Annotated in this window: 12 protein-coding genes; 5 read left to right on the top strand and 7 right to left on the bottom strand. The window is 75.9% G+C overall.

Annotation, left to right across the window (positions count from 1 at the left end):
- The first annotated feature begins 158 nt into the window (after positions 1-158).
- The gene (locus AB0P35_RS12110; protein ID WP_363509832.1) at positions 159-1,289 is read left to right on the top strand and encodes a Glu/Leu/Phe/Val dehydrogenase dimerization domain-containing protein; all 1,131 of its coding nucleotides are present in this window, start codon (positions 159-161) and stop codon (positions 1,287-1,289) included.
- Between the two features lie 379 nt (positions 1,290-1,668).
- Positions 1,669-1,917: a DUF3073 domain-containing protein gene (locus tag AB0P35_RS12105; protein WP_095873714.1), complete on the top strand. Its 249-nt coding sequence runs from the start codon at positions 1,669-1,671 to the stop codon at positions 1,915-1,917.
- Between the two features lie 25 nt (positions 1,918-1,942).
- Here the strand turns inward: AB0P35_RS12105 and AB0P35_RS12100 are convergent, their stop codons facing one another.
- Positions 1,943-3,790, bottom strand: coding sequence for a right-handed parallel beta-helix repeat-containing protein (locus tag AB0P35_RS12100; RefSeq protein WP_363509700.1), 1,848 nt, complete (start codon positions 3,788-3,790; stop codon positions 1,943-1,945).
- A gap of 85 nt (positions 3,791-3,875) precedes the next feature.
- Entirely contained in the window at positions 3,876-5,312 is a 1,437-nt protein-coding gene (locus tag AB0P35_RS12095; RefSeq protein ID WP_363509698.1) for a hypothetical protein, read from the bottom strand.
- 253 nt (positions 5,313-5,565) lie between these two features.
- On the opposite strand from AB0P35_RS12095, the gene AB0P35_RS12090 reads away from it, so the two are divergent.
- The gene (locus tag AB0P35_RS12090; RefSeq protein ID WP_363509696.1) at positions 5,566-6,174 is read left to right on the top strand and encodes a hypothetical protein; all 609 of its coding nucleotides are present in this window, start codon (positions 5,566-5,568) and stop codon (positions 6,172-6,174) included.
- Positions 6,175-6,249: 75 nt separating this feature from the next.
- Here the strand turns inward: AB0P35_RS12090 and AB0P35_RS12085 are convergent, their stop codons facing one another.
- Positions 6,250-8,568, bottom strand: coding sequence for a helix-turn-helix domain-containing protein (locus tag AB0P35_RS12085; protein WP_363509694.1), 2,319 nt, complete (start codon positions 8,566-8,568; stop codon positions 6,250-6,252).
- Between the two features lie 279 nt (positions 8,569-8,847).
- Positions 8,848-11,508, bottom strand: a complete 2,661-nt coding sequence (locus AB0P35_RS12080; RefSeq protein WP_363509692.1) for a BTAD domain-containing putative transcriptional regulator — start codon at positions 11,506-11,508, stop codon at positions 8,848-8,850.
- Positions 11,509-11,688: 180 nt separating this feature from the next.
- Between AB0P35_RS12080 and AB0P35_RS12075 the strand changes: the two genes are divergently transcribed.
- Positions 11,689-14,529 (top strand): BTAD domain-containing putative transcriptional regulator, encoded by a 2,841-nt coding sequence (locus AB0P35_RS12075; RefSeq protein ID WP_363509690.1) that lies wholly within the window; start codon positions 11,689-11,691, stop codon positions 14,527-14,529.
- A 22-nt stretch (positions 14,530-14,551) separates the two neighbouring features.
- Here the strand turns inward: AB0P35_RS12075 and AB0P35_RS12070 are convergent, their stop codons facing one another.
- From AB0P35_RS12070 to eccCa, 3 genes are all read right to left on the bottom strand, one after another.
- Positions 14,552-15,760, bottom strand: coding sequence for a S8 family serine peptidase (locus tag AB0P35_RS12070; RefSeq protein ID WP_363509688.1), 1,209 nt, complete (start codon positions 15,758-15,760; stop codon positions 14,552-14,554).
- Between the two features lie 50 nt (positions 15,761-15,810).
- Positions 15,811-16,248, bottom strand: a complete 438-nt coding sequence (locus AB0P35_RS12065) for a hypothetical protein (RefSeq protein ID WP_363509686.1) — start codon at positions 16,246-16,248, stop codon at positions 15,811-15,813.
- Positions 16,249-16,313: 65 nt separating this feature from the next.
- A complete protein-coding gene (gene eccCa / locus AB0P35_RS12060) occupies positions 16,314-20,246 on the bottom strand; it encodes a type VII secretion protein EccCa (protein WP_363509830.1) in 3,933 nt (1,310 codons plus the stop codon).
- A gap of 208 nt (positions 20,247-20,454) precedes the next feature.
- On the opposite strand from eccCa, the gene eccD reads away from it, so the two are divergent.
- Positions 20,455-21,837 carry a type VII secretion integral membrane protein EccD gene (gene eccD, locus AB0P35_RS12055; protein WP_363509684.1) on the top strand — a complete coding sequence of 461 codons (1,383 nt, stop codon included), beginning with the start codon at positions 20,455-20,457 and terminating at the stop codon, positions 21,835-21,837.
- Positions 21,838-21,846 lie beyond the last annotated feature (9 nt).

Genomic DNA, 21,846 nt, shown 5'->3' with positions numbered 1-21,846 from the left:
GTCGTTATCTCCATGGGACCGTCAGGGGGCAGATCGGGCGGCGGCCCCGGGGCTAGGCTTCGATCAGACGCCCGCACCACAGCCGCGGGCCCACAAATACTGGAGTCACCACAGTGACCGACGTACACACCGAGTCCGCCGCGCACCCCGCATCAGGTGTGCTCAGCAGGATCTTCGCGACCGGGCAGGACGCTGCCCCCGGGGACGGCCACGAGCAGGTCGTCCTGTGTCACGACCGCTCGACCGGTCTCAAGGCGATCATCGCCATCCACTCCACCGCGCTGGGCCCGGCCCTCGGCGGCACCCGCTTCCACCAGTACGACTCCGAGGAGGAGGCGCTGGAGGACGCGCTGCGGCTGTCCCGCGGCATGAGCTACAAGAACGCGCTGGCCGGCCTGGACCTCGGCGGCGGCAAGGCCGTGATCATCGGCAACCCCGCGCCCTCCGCGGAGGGCGGTGACAAGAACGAGGCGATGCTCCGCGCGTACGGCCGCTTCGTCGAGTCCCTGCAGGGCCGCTACGTCACCGCGTGCGACGTGGGCACGTACGTCCAGGACATGGACGTGGTGGCCCGCGAGACCCGCTTCGTCACCGGCCGCTCCCCCGAGTACGGCGGCGCCGGCGACTCCTCGGTGCTGACGGCGTTCGGTGTCTTCCAGGGCATGCGCGCCTCCGCGAAGGCCCGCTGGGGCCAGCCCGCCCTGCGCGGCAAGCGCGTGGGTGTCGCGGGCGTCGGCAAGGTCGGCCACTACCTCGTCGGCCACCTGGTCGCCGACGGCGCCACCGTGGTCGTCACGGACGTCTCCGAGGCGGCCGTGAACCGGGTGCGCGCGGCCCACCCGGAGGTCGAGGTGGCCGGCGACACCGCCGCGCTGCTGCAGTCCGGCCTGGACGTCTACGCCCCCTGCGCCCTGGGCGGCGCGCTGGACGACCCGACGGTCGCCGTGCTCGGCGCCGCCGGCACCGCGATCGTCTGCGGCGCGGCCAACAACCAGCTGGCGCACGCCGGCGTGGAGAAGGACCTGGCCGACCGCGGCATCCTCTACGCGCCCGACTACCTGGTGAACTCCGGCGGCGTGATCCAGGTCGCCGACGAGATCGAGGGCTTCAACTTCGATCGCGCCAAGAACAAGGCGACCAAGATCTTCGACACCACGCTGGAGATCTTCACCCGGGCCGCCGCCGACGGCGTTCCGCCGGCGGTCGCCGCCGACCGGCTCGCGGAGAAGCGGATGCGTGAGGTGAGCGCGCTGCGCTCGATTCTGCTCCCGGGCGCCCGCCGGTCCTGATCGGCCCCGTGCACCGGTCCGGAGGGGGGCGAAGCGCTTCGCCCCCCTCCGGATCACAATGTGGAACCGGATTCTCACTTCGTAGCCCGATCGGGCGATACCGAACCCTCTGGCGAGGGATAATCGGAACCGGAACGGCGGGCCCGGGTACGCTCCGGGCAGCCTGCAGAAGCCCGATAAACCTCCTGTGACCTGGAAAGACCCGGTTTTGGGGGTTGGCCGTGCGCGCCACGTCACACGCGCGACGTACCGTCCGGCGGCGGAAACAGGTACCGTTAATGCTCCAAGGGACGGCTCTCCCACTCCGGGCAGGCCGCTCCTGATCATGAACACGTGTCAGACTCGGGGCCGTGAGCCCCATCGTTGAGGGGGTCGACCCATGGGGCGCGGCCGGGCCAAGGCCAAGCAGACGAAGGTCGCCCGCGAGCTGAAGTACAACAGCGGCGGGTTCGACGCGAACCGTCTGTCTCATGAGCTGGGCGTATCTCCGTCCACCGCGATCGAGCCTGAGCCGATCGAGGACGACGACGAGGACGACCCCTACGCGGCGTATGCGGATCTCTACGCCGACGAGGACGAGGACGACGAGGACTCCGCCGACAACGGGCACTCCCGCCGCCGCGCCTGACAGCACGCACAGACCGGCCCGGTGCTCATCGAGCACCGGGCCGGTCTTCGGCGTGTCCGCGGCCGTCCGGCCGCTGCCCGCCGCGGGGGCCCCCCCCCCGGGGGGGGGCCCCCGCGGGGGGGGGGGGGGGGGGGGGGGTGGGGGGGGGGGGGGGGGGGGGGGGGGGGGGGGGGGGGGGGGGGGGGTGGGGGGGGGGGGGGGTGGGGGGGGGGGGGGGGGGGTGGGGGGGGGGGGGGGGGGGGGCGGGGACGCACGACTGGGTGGCGGCGGCGGTGCCGTGCGCGTCGGGCAGGCCGTTCTCCTCGCTGACCAGCTCCTCCAGGGCGAGCCGCTCGCTGGGGACGGTCTGCCGCAGGCCGGAGCCCTTGTTGCGGGAGAACGTGCAGCCGGTGAGCCGGACGGCCTCGGCGGAGTCCGTGCGGACGCCGTCGCCGGTGTTCTCGGCGGCGGCGACCCTGACGAGGACGGCGCGGGCGCCTCTGCCGAGCCGGAGGCCGTGGCGGCGGTTGCCGATGGCGCGAACGCGGGTGCAGTTCAGGTCGGAGTCGTCCTCGGCGGTGATGCCGTCCTCGCCGGAGCCGGTGATCTCGCAGTCCCGCAGGTGGGCGGTGCCGACCCGGCCGACCAACACGCCGGAGCCGGCCGCGTCGCGCACCGCGGTGTCGCCGATCCGGGTGTCGGCGCCATCGGCTATCCGGATGCCGGAGCGGCCGGCGTCCAGCACCTCGCACTTCTCCAACTGGCCGCGCCCGTCCCGCAGGACGGCCACCCCGTCGCCCTTGGCGCGGTGCACGGCGGCACGGCGCAGCCGCGGGTTGGCGCCCTCGGTGATCAGCACGCCGGTGCCGGCGGCGTCGCGGACCTCCAGCCGGTCCAGGTCGGCGGCGCTGTCGCCGGTCAGCTCGAGGCCGTCGCCGCCGCAGTCCCGGACCACGGTGCGGAACAGGGTGGGGCCGGAGGATTCCCCGATCCAGATGCCGGTGCCCTGGGCGGCGGCGACCTCGCAGTCCTCGAAGGTGCCGCGGGAGCGGCCGGTGACGTGGATGCCGTGGCCGGCGGTGCGGGCGGTGCGGCAGCGGCGCAGTTCGGGGTCGGTGCCGGCGGCGAGCGCGATGCCGTGGCCGGAGGTGCCGGTGACGGTGCAGTCCTCCAGCACGACCCGGGCGGTGGAGCTGACGTAGATGCCGACGGTGGTGTCGCGGACGTCGGTGCGCAGCAGCCGGGTGGCGCTGTTCTCCTCCAGGGCGATGCCGGGCTTGTCGGTGACGGAGATCTCGCAGCCCTCGAAGGTTCCGCGGGCGTTGCCGTTGGCGCAGATGCCGTTGCCGCGGGCGTCGCGCAGCACGCAGTTGCGCAGCAGCGGGTCGGCACGTTCGCCGATCACCACGGCGGAGCTGCCGAGGTGTTCGACGACGCAGTCCTCGATGACGCTGTTGCCGGTGGAGGTCTCCACCAGGCCGGCGCCGGCCGGGTTGGTGACCCGGCAGCCGCGCATCGCCAGCGAGCCGTCGCCGCGGGTGAGCAGGGCGGTCCAGGAATTGCCGACGACCTCGCAGTCCTGGAAGGCGGCCTGGCCGCGTGGCACGTCGACAGCGGGCAGTTCCTCGTCCTGGCCCTGCAGGATCAGGCCGGTCAACTGCACCGCCTCGGCGGTGACCTGGACCACGCAGCCGCGCCGGGCGGTGATCCGGACGGTGCCGCGGCCCTCGGCGGCGGTAATGGTGACCAGCTTGCTGATCACCAGGTGCTCCTCGTACCGGCCGGGCCGGACCGAGATCACCGCGCCGCTGCGGGCCTCCGCCAGTGCCTCGCCGATCGTGCGGTAGCGGCCGTCCCGCTGTTCCGGGCACACCGTCAGCACGTGGCGCGACATGGCGTGGGCTCTCCTCTTCCTGGGTGGGCTGGGCGGGCTGGGTGGCGCTGCGAAGGCCGACGGGCCGTCATGTACTGACGCTCCGTCAGGAGCAGTCGGCCCGGACGGCGGAGGCGGCGTGGTGGGCCTGTTCGGCGCCGGAGCCGAAGTCGATGCCGCGGTCGTGCAGCATCACGGCGATCTTCCCGTTGGTGACGGGGAAGGTTCCGGCGTTGACCCACTTGCCGCGGTTGGCGGTCTGGTCGATGGTGAACGCGCTGATGGTGCCCTCGCCGGTACTGAAGTACCGCTGCACGGTGTAGTAGGCGGGCTTGCCGCCGACGGCCTTCACGTCGCCGTTGTTCGGGATGTACACCGAGATCTTGCAGTGGCCGGAGGGGACAGGGTTGGTGGTGAACGCCCACAGCACCGACTTGCCGGCGTCCTTGCTCGCGCTGCCGGACATTGGTACCGACACGTACTTGCCGCTGCAGCCCGAACCGGCGTACCCGCCGGTCGTGTTGGTGGTCCAGCCGCTGCTGCCCCCGGTGTACCAGCCGTTCTGGTCGTAGCCGATGCCCGCGTTGGTGCAGCCGGTTCCGGCGACGGCGGTGAAGGTCGGCGCGGCGGGGGCGCCCTTGTTCGGCAAGGGGACGACCGGGGCGCCGCCGGAGGTGGAGCCGCCCGTGCTGCCGCCGGTGGCCGCGCCGCCGGAGGTGCCGCCGGAGGTGGAACCGCCGGAGGTGCCACCGGTGGCGCTCTGGTGGTTCTGCGCGCCGGTCGCACCGGTGGTCGGGCCGGCCGTGCCGTTCGCACCGCTGGCCCCGCCCGCACCGTTCGCACCGTCGGTCGGCGAGGCCGAGCCGCTGGGGAGCAGCGCCGCGTCGACCGGCACCGCGACGGCGGTCGGATCGTCCGGGCCCGGGGTGGGCAGCGGGTCACCGAGCCCGCTGACCCCGGCGGGCGGCTGGTCGGCCGCGGCGCCGGGGGTCTTGGAGCCGCTGCCGGGCAGCACGAACGGCAGGCCCAGCAGCAGCGCGCCGACGGCGACGGCGGCGAACACCATCGGCTTCCTGGACCGGCGGTGCTCCGGCTCATCCTGGTCGACCCCGTCCGGGACCTGGCCGTCGATGCCGACGGCGGTCGGGTCGGGCATGGGGGCGGCGCGGGGCTCCGGCTCGGGCGACAGGAACGGGAACACCCCTGGCGGGGTGCGGGGCGGACGGGGGGCCGACCGGTCGTCGGCCTCCGAGCCGGGCTCGACGGCGGCGGGCTCGGAGGCGGCGGGCTCGACGGCGGCGGGTTCCGGCTCGGCGGGCGTGGGCCGCCGGTGCACCGCGTTGGGGTCGGGCAGCACCCGGCCGTACTTCGGCGCGGCCGGCGCCTGCGCCGCGGCCGGCTCGACCTGCCCGTACGAGGGCGCGTCGGCCTCCGCCCCCGCCGCGGCGGCTGCCGGTCCGTCCTCGATCTCCCAGGCGACCGTGGGCAGTTGAATGCCCCCAGTGCCGGCCTGAGAACCGTTTCCACCCGTGTTCGTACCCACCGGAACTCCTCGGCTTCCCATGCGGTCCTGTCAACGGGAGCGCCCGGCGATCGGTCTGCGGACGCTCCCTCCCTCGTTACGGCCCGGACCCGCCCGGCGGTTCACCCGTTCGTGCGGCCGGTCGCGGGACCCGCGCTCGAGGATTTCCCGAGTCGCGGACCGGGCCGTTCGAACCCCTGGGACGGGGGGAGCCGTTCGCCTGGTCGGAGAGTCCGGTCCCGGGCTCGGTCGGCGCGAGCGCGGGAGGTAGCCCATGACTTGGTACGAAGGCCCTTGCAGGATCACCGTCGTCGGGGTGGACGCGGACTGGCCGCAACGCATCGTGGTGGACATCCGGCGGGGGGAGACCGTGGTGATCCGCGGCACGGTCGGAGCGAGCGAACTCATCGACGACAGCGCTTGCGGCCACGGGTGGGACCTGTCCCTGGAGCACGAGTACAACGGCGTCTGGCGGCCGAACGTCCGTGCCACGCAGGGCAAATGGACGGACGTGGACGGCGTCCGCAGCCAACTGGTCTGGAGCAAGGACCACGACTGGCCGGACCGCGCCAACCGCGAACGCAACGTGGTGATCCGGATCGACCGCGCCGAGGCCCGGCGTCCGGCCGCCGGGCGAACGACCCGGGCGGTTCCGGTCGGCACCGAGTCCGCGGCGCGGGAGGCCCGAACGACGTCCGCGGTGCCGCGGGGCGGGCGGACGGAGGCCGGGTCCGGCGGGCGGGTGGCCACCAGCGGGGGCGGATGGGCCGCCGGCGCGGACGCCGTGGCCGGCGGCCGAGCGGTCACCAGCAGCAGCGGGGGCACCGACACCGGTCGCCGGACGACCGCGACGGACGGGGTCGGGGCCGAGGTGTCCTGGTGACCCGCCGGAATCCGGCCCGGGCCGACGGCCGCCGCCGGTCCCGGCCGACCGGGACGCCGCGGAGCAGCGCGCGGCCTACCTGTGCGGGACCGGGCCCCGGCCGAGGGGGCGCCGGGTGTCCGGGTCGGTGCGGCTGTCCTCGCTGAGCCCGCTGAGCGCCTCGGTGAGCAGTTCCCGGGCCTCCGCGGCGCGGCCCTGCTCGATCAGCGCGGTGCCCAGTTCGGTCAGGGTCTTGGTCATGCTGTCGGGCCGGCCGGCCTCCTCGTAGTGCACGAGGGCCTGCCGGTAGGCCGTCTCGGCGGCCGACCAGTGCTTCAATGCCGCGCAGTCCAGGCCCAGTTCGTGCGCGGTCATGGCGGCCAGCAGGTGCATCGGCGGCGAGGGCCGGCGCTCCACCAGTTCCAGCGCGCTGGCGAGGACGCGTCGGCGGGTGCCCACCGCTTCCTCCGCCCGGTCGGACTCGCGCAGGCAGGTGGCGGTGCCGCGCAGCGCGACCAGCCGGCCGATCGCCGCCGAGCGGTTGTCGATCCTGGCGAACGCGTCCGCCGCCCGCTGGAGGGCGTCGAGGGCCTCGTGGTGGCGTTGCAGGTGGCGCAGACCGGTGGCGAGGTAGACCAGCGCCCAGCCCTGCTGTTCGCGGTCACCCAGCTCCTGTGCCAACCGCAGTCCCTCGGAGGCCAGTTCGACGCCCCGCCGGTAGCTGTGCAGGCAGGCGACGTACGTCCAGGCGAGGTAGTTGACGTGCACGGTCTCGGCCTGACGGTCGCCGAGCGCGCGGGCCGCGTCCACCGAGAGCTGGAACACCTCCTCCCAGATGCCCCAGCTCATGAGCCGGTCGGAGAACCAGTGCACGGCCTCGGCGGTGTCGATCACCTCGCGGTGGTGTCCGGTCCGCTGCGCCAGGTGCAGGGCGGCCAGCCAGTCGGGGTGCTCCCGTTCCAGCCACTGCCCCGCCTCGGCGGTCCCGGTGTCGTCCTCGGCGTGCTCGGGGTCGAACCGCAGCCCGCAGGCTATGGTGCGGCCGAGCAGCAGGCGGGCGGCCCGGACACGGGCCTGCGCCACCTCCTCGGCCGTCTCGTCGACGGTCAGCCGCTCACCGGCGCAGAGCCGTACCAGGTCGTGCAGCCGGTAACGGTCCGCGCCGAGCGCCTGGACCAGGCCCGCGTCGGCCAGTTGCTCCAGGAGCAGTTCGGTGCGGCCCTCCGAGAGGCCGGTGTGGGCCGCGGCGACGGCTGCCGTGAAGTCCGGTCCCGCCGTCAGGGCGCAGCGCCGGAGCACCAGCCGGGACTCGGCGGGCAGCCGCCGGTAGGACAGTTCGAAAGCGGGGCGGATCGCCAGGTCGCCGGTCTGCAGCAGGTCCAGGCGGTTCTCCTCCGCGGCCAGTTGGCGCACCAGGTGGGCGACGGTCTGCTGCGGCCGGGCGACCAGTCGCTGCCCGGCGATCCGCAGGGCCAGCGGCAGGTAGCCGCACAGCCGGGCCAGCTCCGCGGTCGCGTCCGGTGCGACCTCGATCCGCTCGCGGCCCGCGATCCGGGCGAGCAGGTCGGCCGCCTCTGCCGCGGTGAGCACGTCCAGGCTCAGCCGGTGCACCGACTCCAGCCCCGGCAGCAGGTTGCGGCTGGTCACCATGGTCACCGTCGGCCCGGAGCCCGGCAGCAGCGGGCGCACCTGACCTTCGTCGGCGGCGTCGTCCAGGACCAGGAGCAGCCGCCGCTCGCGCACCAGTGCCCGGTAGAGCCCCGCCCGTTCCTCCGCCCCGACGGGCACGGCCGCGTCCCGGACCCCCAGGGCGCGCAGCACCTGGCCGAGGGCGTCGTGCGCGGACAGGGGCTGCGCGGACATGCCGCCCAGGTTGAGCGAGAGCTGGCCGCCGGGGAAGCTCCCGGCCAGGACGTGGGCGGCGTGCAGGGCGAAGGCCGTCTTGCCGAGACCGGGCTGGCCGTTGACGAGCACCACGCGGGGGTGCGCGGGCAGGTCCTCCGAGGCGAGGGCGACGAGTTCGGCGAGGACGTCCTCGCGGGCCGTGAAGTCGGCGATGTCGCGGGGCAGGGCGAGGGAGCTCTGCCCCGCGCCGACGGCGGGCGCCCGGAGCGCCGGGCCGCGGTCCTCGACCGGGGCGGGTTCGGGCCGCACGCTGCGCGGACGCCCGGACTGGGCGGCCCGGTCCAGCGCCCGGGCCCGGTCGTCCGCCAGGTGCAGGGCGGCGGCCAGCGCCCGGACGGTGCGGCGCTGCGGCCCGCGGGTGCGGCCGCGTTCCATGTCGCCGAGGGCGCGCAGGCTGACACCAGCGGCTGCGGCGAGCTCCTCCTGGGTCAGACCCGCCGCCGTGCGGAACCCGGCCAACAGCCGGCCGAACTCGCCCGCGTCCGTCCTGCCGCCGTCCCCAGCCGCCATGCCCCGTCTCCCGCCCATCCGGTCACGTCGTGCCCGCACGCGTGCGCGCATTCGGCACTTCTGCCTGAACAGGCAGAAGTATCCATGATCGTGAAACGTACCCGGCGCCACCTGCCGTCCGGGGCCGGGCCCCGGACGGATCCGCCGGCGAGGACGTTCTGCTTGCAGAACCGCCGGTGGTTCCTCACTCGGTTCCGCCTCTTCTTTTCCCCAAAACTGCCGGTGCCCGGGTGCGGAGGGGCGCACGGGGCCGCGTCGGGGCGGGTGGGGCGGACCGGGTCAGGGGGCGGCGGTCGGCGCTGCGGCCCGCCGAGGCGGCACGGGGCCCTCGAGGCCCCGGCCGATCGCGCCCAGCAGGTCCGTGAGCAGTTCGTTGGCGCGCTTCTCGACCGCGGGAACGCCGGCGGTCCGGCCCAGGGCGACCGCGAGCCGGGCGGAGGAGATCGCGGCCTCGCGCCGACCGAGCACGTGCAGGGCCCGGGCGCGACTGTGGAGCGCCAGGACGGCCGCGACGTCCTCGGAGCGGGTGGTGGCGGCCCGGACGGCCTCGTCGGCGCGGGCGAGGGCCGGACCCGGTTCCCCGGCCAGGACCAGGGCGTCGGCGAGGCTGGTCAGTGCGGGCACCAGCAGGTGGGCGGTGGCCGAGGTCCGGGCGGCCTCCACCAGGTCGACGAGCATGGGCAGGGCCCGGCAGTGCTGCCCGGTGCGCAGCAGCGCGGCGGCCACCCGGCTGCGGCACTCGTGGCGCAGGACCTCGTCCCCGGCCCGGTCGGCCGCCGCGGTTGCGAGGTCCAGTTGGACGGCGGCCGCGTGGTGTGCAGCCCGCACGGTGTGGAGGACGGCGAGGTCCGTGCCGAGCCGGGCGACGGCCGCGTCGTCGTTCCCGGCCCGGGCCGCGCGCAGTCCGGCCTCGGCGACGGTCCGCCAGTGGGACCGGTCGTGGTCGGTCTCCTCGTGGAGCAGGGCGGTGCGGTGGGCGAGCCGCCAGGTGCCGGGGGCCGGGCCGTTGCGCTCGCCGAGGAGCACGAGGGCGCGCAGGCTGCTCTCCTCCTTCTCGAACGCGCCCCTGATCGACGCCGGCCCGCCGTCCGCCGTGCACGCGGCCGTCCAGTCGGCGGTGACGTCCAGGTAGTGGTCCATCAGCCGGTCGAGGGCGGCGGACCGTTCGTCCCGGCCGAGCTCGGCGGCGTACCGGGCGGCGTAGCGGCGCACCGATTCGCGCCTGGCGTAGCGGCCGGGGGCCGCCTCGTCCAGCAGGTGGACCGCGTCCAGTTCGGCCAGCAGGGTGCGGGTGGCGGTGCGCGGGGCGCCGGCGAGGGCGGCCGCGGCTCCGGTGTCGATCACCTCTCCGGGGTGCAGGCCCAGCAGCGCGAACAGCCGGGCCGCGGGGGGAGCCAGCGTCCGGTGTGTCCGGTCCAGGGCGGCGACCAGGCCGGCCGGGGCACCCGCCGGGCCGGTTCCGGCCCCCGAGAGGATCATCAACCCCGCCTCCGGGTCGGCGAGTTCATGGGCGAGAGCGCTCGCCGACCAGCCCGGCCGGGCGGCCAGCCGGGTGGCGGCCAGGCGCAGGGCGAGCGGTAGGCGCTCGCAGCGTTCGATGACTTCGGCGACGGCGCCCGGGTCGTCCTCGGCCCGGTCCGACCCCCAGGCGCGGGCGAGCAGCGTGACGGCGTCCTCGTGGGTGAGGGAGCCCAACGGCACCGGGACGCCGCCCTCGTGGACCAGCAGGCGGTGCAGTCGGCTGCGGCTGGTGACGACGGCGACCGGGGTCGGCCCCGCGCCTTCGGCACCGGGCGGCGGCGGGTCGGGCAGGAGGGGGAGGATCTGTTCCCGGGAGGCCGCGTCGTCCAGCAGGACCACCATCCGCCGGCCGGCGACGAGTTCGCGGTAGCGGCGGGAGCGTTCGGCCGTCGACGCGGGGAGGTCGTCCGGGGCGACGCCGAGCGCGGTGAGGAAACCGCCCAGGACGTCGGCGGGTTCCCGTGGCCCGCCCGGGTCGAACCCGCCCAGGGCGGCGTCCAGGACGCCGTCCGGGAAGTTCCCGGCCCGCTGCGCGGCCCAGTACCGGACCAGGGCGGTCTTGCCCGCCCCCGCCGGGCCCGTGACCAGGACCGGGCGGCCGGTCCGGGCGACGGGCAGCGCCTCGTCCAGCCGGGCGAGTTCGAGGCTTCGGCCGCAGAAGCGGCGGTCGGGCACGGGGGGCCGGGCGACCGGCGGCGTTCCCGCGCCGTGCGGCCCCGCCCCGGGCGGCCCGGCGGGGCGGACCGGCATGCGGTCGAACCGCTCCCGCGCCTCCAGGTGCCGCCCGTCCTGCTGCAGGCAGCGCACCAGCACGGCGGCCAGGGTCCGCCGGGACGGGTGGGCGTCGGCGGCCTCGGTCAGCGGGGCGACGGCCTCGCCGCCCCGGCCGGCCCGCAGCAGGGTCTCGGCCAGCCGTTCCAGTGCGTCGAGCCGCAGACCGGTGAGGTGCGGGAGCTCCCGTTCGCGCAGCCGGACCGAGCCGCAGTCGGCGAGCGCGGGCCCGCGCCACAGGTCCAACGCGGTCCGCAGCAGCGGAACGGGGCCTCCCCGGGCCACCGCGGCGGGGCCGACCGGCTCGCCCGGCAGTGCCGCCGTCTCCTCGCAGAGGCGGGCGAAACGCAGGACGTCGACCCGCTCGGGGTCACCGGCCAGCAGGTATCCGGAGCCCCGGGTCTCCAGGGCTAACCCCGGGCCGTCCAGCAGTCGGCGCAGTGCGGCGACGTGTCCCTGCAGGGCTGCCCGCGCGGTGGGCGGCGCGGCGCCGTCCCAGACCAGTTCGATCAGTTCGCCGGTGGCCACCGTCCGGTTGAGTTTCACGGCCAGGGCGCTGAGCAGCGCCCGCCGTTTCAGCGCCGAGGGCGTCACGACGGTGCCGTCCGGCCGCCGCACGACCATCGGTCCCAGCAGATCGATGTGCACGCGTCTCTCCCCCGTGCCGGGCCCATCCGGGCCTCCCCCCTGCACGTCCGCCCACCGCGGCCCCCGCCGGTCGCTCCCGTGCCCGCCGCGTCCACCCGCAGGGCCGGACGATGACACATCCCGGACAAGTACGCACACTACACTGCACCCCCCCGGCGCCGACCTGTGGCGCCGGACGGTGTGGACAGGGGGTACGGGGTGCGGATCCGGCTGCTCGGTCCGGTGGAACTGCGGACCGGACGGCTCGGTTTCACCACGGTGTCGGGGGCCCAGCGCCGGGCGGTGCTGGCGCTGCTGGCGCTGGAACTCGGACGTGTCGTGCCCGTGGAGCGGCTCTGCGAGGTGCTGTGGGGCGACCGGCCGCCGACCAGTGCGCGGGCGGCGGTGCAGGGGCACGTCGCCGCCCTGCGCAAAGTCCTCGTCGACACCCCGTTCGACCTGCACACCCGGGCCGGCGGCTACCTGCTGACCGGGCCGGCGGACGACGTGGACGCGCTGCGCCTGGACGCGCTGGCGGCCCGCACCGCGGGACACTCCGCCGCAGCCGGCCCGCTCGACGACGCCGAAGCCGTGGCCCTGCTGGAGGAGGCTCTGCGGCTGTGGCGCGGCGAAGCCCTGGCCGACCTCCCCGACACCCCGCTGCGCACCGCTCTGGTGGACCACCTGAACCGGACCCGCACCGACTTGCTGCTCCGCTGGGCCGCGCTGCAACTGCGCCGGGGCACCGGGGCGGCCGCCGTCGCCGTGCTGGAGCAGCACGTGCGGACGGACGGGCTACGGGAGGAGCTGGTGGCGCTGCTGATGCGCTGCCTGCACCGGGCCGGACGGCCGGCGGACGCGCTCACCGCGTACCACCGGACCCGTCGGCGGCTGGACCGCGAACTGGGCATCCGGCCCGGCCCCGCCCTGCAGGCCGCACTCGCCGAGGTGCTGGCCGACGACGGCCCGGAGCGGCCGGCCGGAGCGGCCGCCCCGACCGGGCCCACCGTGCGCGTCCCCGGCCGGCTGCCGCGCCGGCCGACCGGGTTCGTCGGGCGGCGGGCGGAACTCGACCGGCTGGACCGGGCCGGTCTCCCCGGGCGCACCGCCGGCGGCCCGATCCTGGTGACCGGGCCGCCCGGCGTCGGCAAGAGCGCGCTGGCCGTCGCCTGGGCGCACCGGGCCGCCGCCCGTTTCCCCGACGGCCTGCTGTACGCCGACCTGCGCGGCCTCACCGCGTCCGGCCCGGCCCGGTCCGAGGACGTCCTCGCCGATTTCCTGCACGCGCTCGACGTCCCCGCCGGGGCCGTTCCCGCGGACCGCGCCGACCGGGCCCGGCTGTTCCGCGAACGCACCACGGGCCGGCGGCTGCTGGTGGTCCTGGACGACGCCGACGGCGCCGACCAGGTGGTCGATCTGCTGCCGCAGGACCCCGGCTGCGTGACGGTCGTCACCGGCCGGGGGCCCCTGCAGGACCTGCTCGCCCTCGACGGGGCCGTCGTGCTGCAGCTGGCCGAGCTGCCGCAGGACGACGCCCTGCTCCTCCTGGAACGCGCCCTGACTCCCGAACGGGTCCACGATGATCCGCGGGCCGCCGCCCGCCTCGTCCGGCTGTGCGACGGGCTGCCGATCGCGCTGCGGATCGCGGCGGGCCGGCTGGCCACCCAGCCGGGCTGGTCCCGGTCGGCGTTCGCGGACGAACTCGCCGACGAATCAGGGCGGTTGACCGCCCTGAGCGCGGACAGCGCGTTCGGTGTCCGCAGCCGACTGGACCTGACGCGCCGTCGGCTCTCCGCACCGGCCGCCGATCTGCTCGTCGACCTGGCCGCGCACCCGCGCGACCAGGTCGACGCCCTCACGAGCGCCGCACTGCTCGGCACCGACACCCCGGCCGCCCGCCGGGCGTTGGACGAGCTGGCCGCCCACCACCTGCTCACCGGCACCGGGCCGGGGCGTTACGGCCGCGCTCCCCTGGTGCGCGCGTTCGGCGCCGGGCTGCTCGCCGAACGGACGGAGCCGCTGCGGCGGCTGCCGGGCGAGCGGCTGACGGACTACTTCCTCGCCGTCCTCCGGCGCTGCGGGCGCTTCCTCGACCCCTGGCAGGAGGGGGCCGGGGCGCCGGCGCACCCGCCGCAGGCCCTCCCGGACATCGCCGACATCCGCATCGCGCTCGACTGGTTCCGCGCCGAGGAGCCCACCGTCCGCGCACTGGCGGACACGACCGCCCGCACCGATCCCGGGCGCGCCTGGCAACTCGCCCTGTTCAGCGGGGCGCTGTACCACGGCCTCGGCCGCTTCACCGCCTGGCTCGAGTGCGCCGACGTCGGCCGCAGGGCCGCCGAACGGTGTGGCGACCCGGTGCCGGTCGCGCTGCTGCACGCCTCCCGGGCCCAGGCTCTGGTCGCGCTGGAGCGGCCGCACGAGGCGGCCGAGGCGGCGCGCCGGGCCGTCGCGGTCCTCGAGGCGGCGGAAGGTCCCGGGGCCGTGGCCGCCCGCATCCGGTCCCTCGGCACCCTCGGCCTGGCCACCGCGCTGGTCGGCGGGCGCGCCGAGGCCGAGCGGCTCACCGCGTCCGCCCTCGCCCTCGCCACGGGCGAGCCCCGCCACCTGGTCGAGGCCAAGGTGTACCAGGGCCGGGTCGGCCTGGCGGCCGGCGACCTGGAGGGCGCGCGGCGCTGCTCGTGGGAGGCCCGGGAACTGCTGCCGGCCGTCCCGCTCACCCGGATCCACCTCTGGTGCCTGCTGACCGAGGCCCGGACGCTCGCGCCGGGGCTCCGCGACGACACCGCCGACCTCGTCTGGCACCGGCTGCTCGCCGCCTGCGGGGAAGCCGGGCTGCCGGACCTCCACGCGGCCGCCGAACGGTCGTACGCCGCTCACCTGACGACCCGCAACCGGGCCCGGGAGGCCGAGCGGCGGCTGCACGCGGCGCTCGCCCACTTCCGCGCCGAGGACCGGCGCGGCGGCGGCCCGAGCGAGATCACCGCGGGCCTGGCCGCGGCCCTGGGGATCGACCCGGCGGACCGGCCGGCACAGGGCTGACGATCGCCCCGCCGGACGCTCCTCACTCCCCGGCGGGCCGTCCCGGGCGCCGGCCGCGTCCGCGGGCGCGGGGGACGCCGGCGGCCGCCGCCGCGACCGCGGCCGAGCCGCCGAGGGCCGCGAGGGCGATGAGCACGGCCTGGGTCGGGGCGTGGGTGGCGGGGCGGGCCGGCGGCATGACGACGGCGGCGGCGGGGGGCGGGGTGCCGGGCGCGCTCTCGGCGAACCGGGTGACGGCGGAGACCGGGTCGACGGTGCCGTGGCCGTACCTCGGGTCGGTGCCGCGGTAGGCGGTGTCCTCCAGTCGCTGGGTCAGGCGGTCGACGGTGAGGTCGGGGCGGTAGCCGAGGACGAGGGCGGCCGTGGCGGCGACGAAGGCGGTGGCGAAACTGGAGCCGGTGCCGATGTAGTAGCCGCCCGGGCCGGGCCCGGGCCCGGTGACGGCGTCGCCGGGGGCGGCGAGGTCGACCCGGCCCCCGACGGCGGCGGACGAGGAACCGCCGGGGAGGACGCCGCCGGGCGCGAGACCGCGGACGGCGAGGACCTCGGGATAGGCCGCCGGGTAGGCCGGTCCGGGCTCGGCGGTGCCGGACGGGGCGGCGTCGGGGGCCGCCGGGGCGACGATCAGCGCGCCCTTGACCCGGGCGGCCCGGACGGCGGCGGCCAGCGCCTCGCTACCGGCGGGCAGCGCCACGGCGACCGCGAGGACCCGCGCGCCCCGGTCGGCGGCCGCGGTGATCCCCCGGGCGAGGAGGTCCGGCGAGGAGGCCCCCGTCCCGTCGGTGACCGAGACCGCGAGGATCCTGGCCCGCGGCGCGAGGCCCGCGAATCCCGTTCCCTCCCGCCGGTCGGCGGCGATCAGGTCGGCGAGGAAGGTGCCGTGGCCGACGCAGTCCTGCGCGGGATCGGCGCCGCCGGGCAGCGGGGCGCGGTCGAGGCGGCCGGTGAGCAGGCCGTTCCCGTCCTCGACCCCGGAGCCGAGGACGGCGACGGTGACGCCCTCGCCCTGGCTGAGCGGCCACACCCGGTCGGGCCGCAGGAAGGCCTGCGCCCACGGGGTGAGCGGAGTGCCCGTGGTGGACCGCGGCAGGCAGCCGTTCTGCCGGTCCTCGGCGTCGCGCCGCTGCTGGGTGACGGCGGGCAGGGCGTCCGGGGTGTCGGCGGCCGCACCGGCCGCGGTCGGCACCAGCAGGCCGACGGCCAGCAGCGGGAGCAGCACCGTGCGCGGCATGCCGGGGTTCCCTTTCGTCGGGGGTCGGGAGGTGCGAGTGGCCCGCCGGTTCAGGACCCGACGGTCCAGACCGCTTCCCGGGGCTCCTCCTGCGGGGCCAGGACGAACGCGACCGCCTGCTCGACGGTCTCCGGGGAGGGCTCCGCCCACGGGCCGTCGCCCTGCGCGCGGACGTGCGCGAGCAGGTCCGGGTCCGGCGCCAGCCCGTGCTCCTGGAGGTAGTACGTCACCGTGTCGGTCCAGATCCACCGGCCGTCGGTGCGGAAGCCCATCGGCACGACGGCCCGGCGGCTCGGGTCGACCACGTCGTCCATCAGCATCGTGGTCAGCAGCACCGGCGCCCCTGCCCGAAGGTAGCGGGCGACCGCCTCGCGCTCGCCGTCCTCCCGGAGCCGCGGCCGGTCGGGCGCGAAACCGGGACCGGTCACCGGGTCCACGCCGTCGAACACCGCCGCGAGCCGGAACCCGTCGTGCACTGCCCCGCTCATGCCGTCCTCCTCCTGCCGATCCCTGGTCGTCCACCCTGTCCGACGGGCGGACGGGACCTCCGGGTTCACCGTTCCTCGTCCTCCTCCGCCGCCAGGTGTCCGGTCTGCACCTGGACGGTCCGCCGCCGGGTGATGTAGTGCCCGCGCCCGGTGGCGAGCTGCCGGGGCTTGAAGTTGCCGAACAGGTAGCCCTCCGACGGCGGGCAGGACATCAGCAGCGCGGGCGAGTTGACCTCCTGGAGCTTGCGCAGCAGGGGGTCCTGGAGCGCCCGGCCGATGCCGTTGGCCCCCCGGGCGACGACCAGGTGCAGGCCGATCTCCGTTCCCTGGGAGAGGTACTCCAGCAGGGCGGCGAAGGGGTGGTTGCCGCTGCCGCTTCCGGAGCCCACCAGGTCGTAGTCGTCGACCAGGACGAACAGTTCCGGGCCGGTCCACCAGTCGCGCAGCCTGAGCCTGGCGGGGGTGATGTCGGCTGGCGGGACGCGGTTCTTCATCGCCCGGGACGCGCCGTCGACGATCTGGCGGAGCTTGTCGACGGCGACCGCGTAGCCGAGCCGGTACTCCTCGGGCACCGCGTCGTACAGGCCGCGCCGGTAGTCGACCAGCATGATGCGCGCCTGGGAGGGCGTGTAGGCGGTGGTGATGGCGTCGATCATCAGGCGCAGGAGGTTGGTCTTGCCGGATTCGGTGTCGCCGACGACCAGCAGGTGCGGGTTCTCCTCGAAGTCGTGCCACAGCGGGGAGATATCGGTGTCCTCCAGGCCGATGGCGACCCGCAGGCGTCCCTGGGGGGCCGGGAGGCGTTCGGCCTCCAGGCTCAGCGGGAGCATCCGCACCTCGGGGGCGCGGGGCCCGCTCCAGTGCGCGGCCACGGCGTCCACCAGGTCGGCGATGCCCTCGCCGAGGTCGTCGGTCCGCCCGGAGCCGTCGATCCTGGGCAGCGCGGCGAGGAAGTGCAGCTGCTCCTCGGTGAGGCCGCGGCCGGGGAGTTTGGGGACCTTGGTGGCGGCCCGCATGTTGATCATGGAGTCGACGGCGTCACCGAGGCGCAGCTCGAACCGGGTCTGCAGCTGGTCGCGCAGGCCCCCGGCGATCTCGCCCCAACGGGTGGTGCCGATGACCAGGTGGACCCCGTAGTTGAGGCCGCGCTGGGACATCAGGGTGAGCGGCTGGACGAGGTCGTTGAACTCCTGGCGCAGGGTGTTCCAGCCGTCGACGACCAGGAAGACGTCGCCGTGCTGCTCCTCCTCGGGCAGGTCGCCCGCCGCCCGGCGGCGGCGGAAGTCGGCGACCGAGTCGATGCCGAGTTCGGCGAAGTACCGCTCCCGGCGGGTGATGACGGTGTTGACCTCGGCGACGGTGCGCAGCACCCGCTCGCCGTCGTGCCGGCCGGTGACACCGCCCACGTGCGGCAGGCTGCGCAGGGTGGAGAGCGTGCCGCCACCGAAGTCGAGGCAGTAGAACTGGACTTCGGCCGGGGTGTGGGTGAGGGCCAGGCCGGCGATCAGGCTGCGCAGCAGCGTGCTCTTGCCGCTCTGCGGGGCGCCGGCGACGCCGACGTGCCCGCCGGCGCCGGCCAGGTCCGCGATGAGCAGGTCGCGCAGTTGTTGGAAGGGGCGGTCGACCACGCCGAGGGGCAGCCTGAGGGTGCCGTGGCTGCCCGGGTGTTCGGTGGTGAGACCGCGCCGGGGGTGCGGGACGAGCGGGGGCAGCAGTTCGTCGAGGGTGGGCGGGACGTCCAGCGGCGGCAGCCAGACCCGGTGGGCGGGCGGGCCGGCGTCGTGGAGCCGGCCGGTGGCGACCTCCAGGAGGGAGCCGACGGGGCCCTGCTCCGCCTCCGGCTCGGCCGGGCCGGTCTGCGGTCGGCGGGGCATCACCCAGTCGGTGCCGTAGGCGACGACCTGGCCGGCGATCGCGGCCTGTCGGGCCGCACTGCGCTTGGGCCGGTACGGGCCGGAGACGTAGGCGGCCTTGAACCGGGTCAGGGTGGAGATGTCGCTGCGCAGGAAGCCGTTGCCGGGCTGGGAGGGCAGCTGGTAGGCGTCGGGGACGCCGAGGACGCCGCGGCTCTCCATCGCGGAGAAGGTCCGCAGGCCGATCCGGTAGGACAGGTGGGACTCCAGCGCGCTCATCCGGCCCTCGTCGAGGCGTTGCGAGGCGAGCAGCAGGTGGACGCCGAGCGAGCGGCCGAGTCGGCCGATCATGATGAAGAGCTCCATGAAGTCCCGGTGCGCGGACAGCAGTTCGCTGAACTCGTCGACGACGACGAAGAGCGTGGGCAGCGGACGCAGCACGGTGCCGGCGGCGCGCGCGGTCTCGTACTCCAGCAGCGAGGCGTAGCCGGAGTCGCGCAACAGCTCCTGGCGCCGGACGAGTTCACCGTGCAGGGCGTCGCGCATGCGGTCGACGAGGGAGGATTCGTCCGCCAGGTTGGTGATCACCGCGGAGGTGTGCGGCAGGGTGTCGAGACCGAGGAAGGTGGCGCCGCCCTTGAAGTCGACCAGGACGAAGTTGAGCACCTCGGAGGAGTGGGTGACAGCCAGGGCGAGCACCAGCGTGCGCAGCAGCTCCGACTTGCCGGAGCCGGTGGCGCCGATCAGCATGCCGTGCGGGCCCATGCCCCCCTGGGCGGACTCCTTGAGGTCGAGGTCGACGGGGCGTCCGTCGGGGCCGAGCCCCAGCGGGACGCGCAGCCGCTGCGGGATGCCGCGCTGCGCCCAGAGCGCCTCGACGTCCACGGTGTTGAGGTCGGCGATGCCGAGCAGGGCGGTGAGGTCGAAGTCGGTGGCGAGCGGTTCGGCGGCATCGACGCCGTCGGCGATCCGGTAGCGGGCGAGCCGGGCCGCGAGCCTGGTCGCGGCGGGCAGGGCGAGCGCGTCGGGCCGGCCGAGGTCGGTGACGACGTCCTTGCGGTTGCTGTCCGACCCGACCATGGCGAGCCGACCGTCCTCGATCCGCAGGCGCAGGGTGGCGCGGGCCGGGGACCACTCCAGGGTGTCGGCGAGGTCGATCAGGACGGCGTTGCGGTATCCGGCGAGGGCCGCCCGGCTCCCGGTGTGCGCGCCGGGGCCGTCGAGGACCACGACGGTGAAGGGTTCGTCGCGTTCGGGTGTGGCGTCCGGTTCGAACCCGGGGCGGCCGGTGAACTCCTCGCCGAGCAGCTGCTCGACCTCGCCGAGGCTGCCGGCGACCAGCCGGACCGGGCCGGCGCCGTCCGTGTCGGTCGCGTGCAGGGCGTGCGGCAGCCACTTGGTCCACTCCCAGTCCGCCCGCTGCCCGTCGGCGGTGACGACGGCGACGGTCAGCTCGTCCGGGCCGTGCACCACGGCAAGTTGGGCGAGCACGGCGCGCACCAGGGCCCGGGCCGCCGCGGGGTCGTCGGAGCGCAGCAGCACGTGGCCGAAGCCGCGCAGGTGGATGGCCATCGGCTGGTCGTCGACGGTGCCGTAGGCGTGGATGAAGCGGCGCAGCGCGTGGGCGCACAGCGGCTCCAGGTCCTCGACCGGCTTGGTGGCGAGCGGGGCCAGCGGGGTGGCCAGGCGCTGGGCTCCGAGGCCGATCCGGACGTCGCTGAAGTCCGGGTGGGTGGGGCGGCGCTCCCACAGTCGGCTGGTGCCGACCAGCGTCCACAGGTCCTCGGGGGCCGGGTGGCGCCAGGCCAGCGCCCGGCGCTGCGCGTCGATCGAGCGGCGCACCTGGCGGCGCATCTGGGAGAGGTAGCGCAGGTAGTCGCGCCGCTCGGCGCGCAGTTGCTGCTTGCGGTCGCTGGAGCCCCGGATCAGCTGGGTGAGGAGCATGCCGACGGCGGAGAGCGCCATCATGCCCATCGCCAGGTAGCTGAGCGCGCCGCTGCCCTGGCTGCCGGCGGGGTGCAGGAACATGAAGACCATCGACAGCGAGCCGAGCGCCATCGGGGCCACGCTGATCATGCTCGACAGGCCGCTCTGCTTCTCCGGCAGGCCCGGCGGCTCCTGCAGCTGGACCTCGCCGTCGGGCATCGCCGGCCCCGGCCGCCGGGGCTTCCGCTTGATCAGCACCACGCCCACCCGGGCCTCCTCACCGCCGTCGCCGTCTCCCGGACTGACGGACGGCGGGGTGCGCCGGGTTCAACCGGGGTGAACACACCGCGCCCGACCGGCCGTTCTCCGGGGCGGAGAGCGAAGTGCGCCCGAGCGCAGGGTGCGCCCACCGAGCCGAAGGACAGACATGAGCAACAGTGTCGTCGCAGGACTGTGCCGATTGAGGTTCCACGCACCGGGTACGGCCTTCGAACTGGCGGTGCCCGCCGACGTTCCGCTGGCCGACCTGCTGCCCGCCGTCCTGGGCCATGCCGGCCCCGACCTCGCCGAGGACGGGCTGGAGCACGGCGGCTGGGTCCTGCAGCGCCTCGGCGAGGACCCGCTGGACGAGGAGCGCAGCGCCGAGGCCCTGGGCCTGCACGACGGCGAGTCCCTCTACCTGAGGGAGCGCCACGAGGCCCTGCCACCGGTGCACTTCGACGACCTGGTGGACGGTGTGGCCACCGGTGTGCGCGGGCGGGGCGACACCTGGCGCCCGGCCGCGACCCGGGTGGTGTCGCTGGCCCTGGCGCTGACCGCGTTCGCGGCGGGCTGGGTGCCCCTGGCCGTGTCCGGTCCGGGCGCCCCGCGCACGGCGGTGGCGGCCCTGGTGGCGCTGCTGCTGCTGTTCGGCGCGGCCGGCGCCTCCCGGGCGATGGCCGACGCGGGCACCGGCGCCGCGCTGGGCGCGGCGGCCGTGCCGTACCTGGCGCTGGCCGCCTTCCTGGTCCCGCAGGGGCCGAGCGGCGACGACCTGCTGGGGGCGCGGGTGCTGGCGGCGTCCTCGGCCGCGGCCGGTGCCGCGGTCCTGGCGCTGGCGGCGGTCGGTGCGGCGACCCCGCTGTTCCTCGGGGTGGTCCTCACCGCCCTGCTCGGCATGCTGGCGGGCGGCCTGCTGCTGGTCGGGCTGACGCCGTCCGCCGCGGTGGCGGCCATGGCCGTGGCGACGGTGCTGGTGGGCGCGTTCGTGCCGTCGACGGCCTTCCGGCTGTCCGGGCTGCGGCTGCCGATGCTGCCGCGCAACGCGGAGGAACTGCAGGAGAACATCGATCCGGTGCCGGCTTCCGCCGTCCTTCCCCGCGCGCTGGTGGCGGACGACTACCTGATGGCCTTCCACACCGCGATCGGCGCGGTCTGCACGGCCTGCCTGGCGGTCCTGCCCTTCATCGACAGCTGGGCCGGGCCCGCCGAGACCGCCGCCCTGAGCCTGCTGCTCCTGCTGCACGCGCGGGCTGTCGGCAGCATCCGCCAGCGGCTGGTCGTCCTGCTGCCGGGCGTGTTCGGCATTCTGCTCCTGCTCCCAGGCACCGTGGCCACCGCGTCGGCGACCGGGCGCCTCGCCCTGGCGGGCGCGCTGCCGGCCGCGGGGGCCGTGCTCCTGGTGGTCGGCTGGACGGTGCCCGGCCGACGGCTGCTCCCGTACTGGGGGCGGGCCGCCGACATCCTGCACACCCTGTGCGCCCTCGCCCTGCTGCCGCTGGCGCTCCAGGCGTGCGGCGTCTACCGGACCCTGCGCGGCCTGGGCGGCTGAGCCGGACGG

Source organism: Kitasatospora sp. NPDC085879 (assembly GCF_040686255.1).
Classification (GTDB): Bacteria; Actinomycetota; Actinomycetes; order Streptomycetales; family Streptomycetaceae; genus Kitasatospora.
Note: the sequence above shows the minus strand (reverse complement) of the source record. Positions and strands in the feature narration are given on the sequence as shown.